The organism is Streptomyces sp. NH27, from assembly GCF_056859195.1.
Map to the genome: position 1 here is coordinate 1 of NZ_JACEGK010000921.1, position 1,452 is coordinate 1,452.

The following is a 1,452-nucleotide window of genomic DNA, read 5'->3' on the forward strand; positions in this document are numbered from 1 at the left end:
CCCAGCTCCTTGGGCGGGTTCACCACTACGTCGAGCTTGCCGTCGTCACTCGCGACCCGGCCGTCCCGGCCGTTCTCCGCGGTGGCCACCGCCGTGTACAGGACATCTACGGACTGGATAGTCATGAACAGTTCCTCCCGGGGAACGGTCTCACGTCGCGTCTGCAATGTTTCCTTGCCTAATGACCGATGTCCTTGATGTTTCAGCTTGTCAAGGAAACAGGTACCCTCGCCCTCATGACCAGCCGCATGGACCCACTGACCGCCGAGGTGGTCGACCTCATCGGCACGGTCGTCGCACGCTACGACCAGGAGTACGACGCGGCCGCGGCCGTACACCACCTGACCGGCACGCAGGCCCGCGTGCTGGCCCTGCTGTCCGCCGGACCCCTGCCGATGCGCAGGATCGCCGAGCGGTTGAAATGCGAGCCGTCCAACGTCACGGGCATCGTGGACCGGTTGGAGGCGCAGGGCCTCGCCGAGCGCCGCCTCGACCCCGCCGACCGCAGGGTCAAGTTCGCCGCGGCCACCGACCGGGGGCGCGCCACAGCCGAACAGCTCAGGGATTCCCTGGAGTTCGCCCGCGAACCGCTGGCGGCGCTGTCGGACGGGGAGCGCGGCATGCTGCGGGACCTGCTCGCCCGCATGGTGCGGTAGGGCTCCGCTACGCCGCCCGCTTCGTCGTCACCGCACCCCACATCGCAAGGCCCCGCACCCTGATCCGCGGCGCCCCCGCCACCCCGGGCCCGCTCGCCTTGCACCCGAACAACCCCAGAAACCCCAGCCCGTTGACGTACACCTCGGCGTCCGCCGGGACCACGATCTTCAGCCTGCCCCACAACGCGTACGCACGGATGCGGGTTTCGGCCCCGGCGAACTGCGCCTCGCTGAGGTCGATCACGCCGCCGCCCCACACGCACAGCGCCGTCAGCGAACGCGGCACCGCCCAGGCGCCTTTGCGCACGAACCCGCCGAAGACGGCGACCGCCCACCGCGACCCCCAGCGCGCCCGGGTCGCCGGCGCACCCGTTGCCGTACTCGTGGCCGTACCCGCCGGCAGGTCCCGGGTGAGGAGGTCCAACTCCCCGTAGCGCTTGGCGCCGTACGCCGCGCTGATCCGCTCGTCGAGTTCCGCGAAGTCGATCCGCCCCTCGGCCGCCGCCTCGCGCAGCGCCTCCGCGACCTGCTCGCGGTCGCGGTCGGAGGGCCGCAGCCCCTCCCGGCGGGCCCGCGCGTGAAGTTCCGTCATGCCCCCGATGCTCTCACGCGCCGACGTCGGAAAGGCCGAACGGGACCGGGCCGTCCCACCGGCGGGGCACGCCTGCGCGGGGCCGCCGCCAGGGCCGACACGGTGCGGCGCGAGGGGCCGCCGGGTTCCCCGACCGTCGTGCACCAGGTCGTTACTCGCACCACCACAGCACCGGCGTGCAGGGCGTCTGGGTCGGTGTGGGGG

At 72.2% G+C, this 1,452-nt stretch carries 2 protein-coding genes and 1 pseudogene; 1 reads left to right on the forward strand and 2 read right to left on the reverse strand.

Features of this window, described 5'->3' with window-relative positions:
• Nucleotides 1–125, reverse strand: a pseudogene (locus AC13HU_RS37090) (organic hydroperoxide resistance protein); the annotation flags it as partial.
• Nucleotides 126–236: 111 nt separating this feature from the next.
• Between AC13HU_RS37090 and AC13HU_RS37095 the strand changes: the two are divergent.
• Nucleotides 237–656 carry a MarR family winged helix-turn-helix transcriptional regulator gene (locus tag AC13HU_RS37095; protein WP_483046401.1) on the forward strand — a complete coding sequence of 140 codons (420 nt, stop codon included), beginning with the start codon at nt 237–239 and terminating at the stop codon, nt 654–656.
• Between the two features lie 7 nt (nt 657–663).
• Here AC13HU_RS37095 and AC13HU_RS37100 read toward each other — a convergent pair whose 3' ends face one another.
• Nucleotides 664–1,248 (reverse strand): DUF1707 SHOCT-like domain-containing protein, encoded by a 585-nt coding sequence (locus AC13HU_RS37100; protein ID WP_483046402.1) that lies wholly within the window; start codon nt 1,246–1,248, stop codon nt 664–666.
• Nucleotides 1,249–1,452: the final 204 nt, after the last annotated feature.